We start from the raw sequence: 3,338 nt of genomic DNA on the forward strand, positions 1-3,338 counted from the left end.
GGAACGATAAAATTACCGCACTGAATAGTTAAATCTGATCTGACAATTGCACCTGTCAAATCGGGTAACTGTCAGATGAAGTCGCGACTACTACAAGTTAATTGAGGCTAAACATGGAAATCTTTATCGGTTCAATAGAAGTTTCACGACATTAGCTCAAGTATGGCGGCTTCTCTATGACCTGACTCATCGGTGAGCGTCCTTGTGGCGGAAAAAAATGGTAATTGAGCGAACCGCTATTCCCACACGCCAGATTCGAGCCCTCGAAGACTAAATAATTCTTTTCGATTGAAACTGAGCCATCGACTCCTCCTCAACACATCAGTAGATCACCACGATCAGTTTGCTCCTTCGACTCAGGGATCGACAAAAGGTGGGGAGTCAGAATGTCTTGCCAAGTAATAACTCGGTGTCCGATCGGTCGCTTAGCGTAATAACAATATCGCTCTGCTGCACAGAATCCGGAAGATCATCGTTAATGGCGGTTAATATGTATTGAAAGTCATGCTCTGAAGCGCGCGACTTCATGGCTGCGATAAACTTCTGCTTAATATTCTTATCGGCATTATCAATGACTCCGTCGTGAATTATGAATCCCGTATCATCATTATTGACTATTCGTAGAGCTACATCGAAGGCCGCACAGGAAATTTTCTTCGCCATCTCCCCCTTAAGCTCCTGCGATCGAATTCCGTCACGCCACGAGATTGTACGAAAGTCGAGATTGCCTGTTGCGTTCTTTTCAATTACAAGCTCCGCATCGATATCCATTACTTCTCGCATAATGTCTCTGTACTCTTGCTTTATCAGCGAGAAGTTCGAATCATTCTCATCAATCTCTGACGCGACTGCCGCCGCCAACTTCAATTGTTGGGTTCGTAGTAGATTACGCTCTGCTGTAGCGGTCTGTATGGATTCCTTATATATGTCTTGCTTAAGTAACGTGAGCTCGGTTTCAGTTTGGGCCAATTGCTTTGATAAATCGCGATAAATTTCGATCGAATCTTTAGAAATAATTAACCGAAGCTGATCGGCTCTCTTTGTTGTCAGCTTTGCTAGCTTCTCTTCGAACGTCAATATCTTATCGACGACCTTCTTCTTCATTGAAATCAAAGCTGTGGTACGATTCTGCGTTATCTGTTGGAAGAATTCCTCAACCTCGTAAAGATCGCGGGTAACCTGTGCGGCAAAGTAGATCTTTAAGTCTCTGTATATTTCTTCGAGTTTACTGGGCGCAAGATCAATGAAAACAGTATGCGCAAGAGCTTCATTTATTGCGAAAAGCTCCTTTCGATTGACGAACAGATCTCGCTTTACGTTGGCGATGGCAACATCAGTAATTGAGGCTAGTTCAACAGAAACAGTGTCTTCGACATTCGAAAAATTGAGGCTCTTTATTGACTCGAGAAGCGCGGAGCGGCGAGTTTCGAGTCGCTCTATATCTGTCCCTTTACTTTCCCGCTGCATGCCACTATTAGCCGCAATCTGGATAAAGCTCTCGTAGTCTTGAATCGTTGCCTCAATTTCATATTTTTCAATGAGGGGCTTTTCGTCGAACCCCATAAGCCTCAACAGAAGCGGCTTCCAAGTTATGTCTTTGCCACGGATCGAAACTTTTCTAAACTCATCTTTGTAGTCATCCTGAAATCGAATGAAATACTCATAGGCATGCTTCAGTTCCCGAGAGAAGAAGGCGGACTTTCTCTTCTTAGAATAGTCGGCAATAATCTTTGTAGGGGCTCCATCCGCAAGCAGGTCAATAGTAAAGACCGGATCTTTAAAATTCGCCTTAATTGCCTTTATTCTGTCGGAATCACGCGATCCAAAGAGAATATGGTCAATCAGCTCAATAAGCGTTGTCTTCCCGAGATTGTGACTCATTCCCTCACCTCGGCTCTTCGCAATTCCTAGAACAATTGAGAAGGTGGTGTTAAATGAAACTGAACGGAAGCTCTTTATATTTGAACTAATCTTCAGTATTTTCATTATAGAAAATGGTGTCCGTCGCGTGATCAAAAGTTAGTTTGCCGAGTGCGTAAAGCAGAAGTAGACTTTCAGTAAAAACCACCCTGGCACCTGGGGTAGCGCTCCCGCAGAAGCGCTTTTGAAGTGTTAATAGCGATTCAGACTTCTGGTTTCTTAGGTGTAAACCGATCCGCGCCCCCAGAACTAATGATGTGTTTTCGGGTGTTGAGAACTGACCAATTTTGATCACGGTTTTATTCCAATTTGGCAACTTAGGTACATGAAATGAATTAGATGAACCAAGAGATGTGCTTCATCCAAGCTCCCGCCGACGGATTGACAATAAATTCCCAGAGCATGGAGCTTGAATCCGGAAAAGTTTCTTTGGAAGTTCGCCAGATAGAGCTGATTTAATATGTAGGCGGCTTTTTGGTAGTCCTTTGCAATGGCTCCTGAAGCATCGGCACTAATGGCAGAGGTTATTTCATCCCAAAGAGCGTACGTTTTATCTATTTCAATGGAATTCGCGTCGTCGATGTGGTTTAAGGAATTCTTTGCGCACATATGAGGCGGAACGAGCCTTAGTTCTGGTTCCTGGAAAAAATTTATGCGCGCAATCGTAGAAAGTATTGTTCCTATCTTGTCCGCGCAAATATCGACGAGGTCAAACGGCCTGTTAAATATCTTTGTCTCTTGGTGATTGTGGCTACCAATAGCCGTCTGTTTTATGGCTCTCACTGCGCGATATTTTGAGTATTGGCGGTGCCTTTAGCTATCTGTTTTGCACGCTTGTCTGTAGTGCTCTTGAGGCTTACGTTCACCTTTACAAGAATGCCTGTTGCGCAAATCGCTGTAACAATCGTCGCAATATCGGCCAAGATGGATAGCAGTTCTCTCATTTTTGGGCTCTTTGTGAAGCTCTGACATCGGATGTATTTGGGGGCTGACGTTTGACATGATAGACAGCTGGAGGCAGGCGAGGCCTGATTGATCGTAGCGCAGCTCGGAACGTGTATGTGCGATTACTCGACATGAGATAGAAGCCCACTGTAGAATTGGACGGCTATTTCTTTGATCTGCTCTATGGAGTAATACTCACCGGCATATTCGATGAAAAGCCCTGGCGCAGTTGAAGTAAAGAAGTACTGATACCAGTCTTTGATCTTGGGATCATCTTCAATCGCCGAAACGCCGCTGGCGTTACTCCATTGAAAGTGCTTGCTTGCATTCGCAGTGTCCCAACATGTCAACGCCGGTTTAAAACTGACCCACTTTTTGGTTATTTGGCCGGAATAAAACTGACCCACCCGGACATTTAATTTTACTAAGCCTTGACCTTTACATGCCCGGCTTTGCGTTTATCCTTGAGCCGG

At 44.4% G+C, this 3,338-nt stretch carries 3 protein-coding genes; all 3 read right to left on the minus strand.

Annotated elements, in window-relative coordinates:
• Positions 1–381: 381 nt before the first annotated feature.
• The 3 genes from BM022_RS14890 to BM022_RS14900 all read right to left on the minus strand — a co-directional run bounded on the left by BM022_RS14890 (position 382) and on the right by BM022_RS14900 (position 3,272).
• Positions 382–1,881, minus strand: a complete 1,500-nt coding sequence (locus tag BM022_RS14890) for a DUF2326 domain-containing protein (protein WP_177191755.1) — start codon at positions 1,879–1,881, stop codon at positions 382–384.
• 818 nt (positions 1,882–2,699) lie between these two features.
• Positions 2,700–2,864 carry a hypothetical protein gene (locus tag BM022_RS15645; protein ID WP_177191756.1) on the minus strand — a complete coding sequence of 55 codons (165 nt, stop codon included), beginning with the start codon at positions 2,862–2,864 and terminating at the stop codon, positions 2,700–2,702.
• 123 nt (positions 2,865–2,987) lie between these two features.
• A complete protein-coding gene (locus BM022_RS14900; RefSeq protein WP_091140558.1) occupies positions 2,988–3,272 on the minus strand; it encodes a hypothetical protein in 285 nt (94 codons plus the stop codon).
• Positions 3,273–3,338 lie beyond the last annotated feature (66 nt).

The organism is Nitrosospira sp. Nsp14, from assembly GCF_900113575.1.
Taxonomy (GTDB): domain Bacteria; phylum Pseudomonadota; class Gammaproteobacteria; order Burkholderiales; family Nitrosomonadaceae; genus Nitrosospira.

Coding starts and splice junctions, on each gene's coding strand:
- BM022_RS15645 (WP_177191756.1), bottom strand. CDS start 2,864: ATGAGAGAACTGCTATCCATCTTGGCCGATATTGCGACGATTGTTACA.
- BM022_RS14890 (WP_177191755.1), bottom strand. CDS start 1,881: ATGAGTCACAATCTCGGGAAGACAACGCTTATTGAGCTGATTGACCAT.